The organism is Lactobacillus nasalidis, assembly GCF_016587775.1.
GTDB classification, from domain to species: Bacteria; Bacillota; Bacilli; order Lactobacillales; family Lactobacillaceae; genus Lactobacillus; species Lactobacillus nasalidis.
In genome coordinates this window covers 1-247 of record NZ_BOCG01000004.1, presented here as the reverse complement: position 1 = coordinate 247, position 247 = coordinate 1, and the positions used below count along the sequence as shown (strand labels likewise).

1 pseudogene is annotated in these 247 nt (G+C 59.1%); it reads right to left on the bottom strand.

The window, feature by feature from the left end:
- Positions 1 to 247, bottom strand: a pseudogene (locus lacNas_RS00040) (helix-turn-helix domain-containing protein); the annotation flags it as partial.

The window sequence follows — 247 nt, the reverse complement described above, 5'->3', positions numbered from 1 at the left end:
TGCTCGCGGGCCAGGTTGATCCGGATGTTGCGGCGCAGGTGGTCGAAGTCCATGGCAAAAAGCTTGCGGCAGAGGCGGGAGAAATAATTGGCCTGGTAGCCGAAGTAGGCGGCCGCTTCTTTTAAAGAGACCCGGCCGCTTTTGGCTGCCAGGTAGGTCATGATCGCGCCGGACTGGGCGTCGCGGTTGGCATGGCGGACGTTTTTTCTGGGGAAGTTGGAGCTGCTCTTGGAAATTTTCTCCCGGT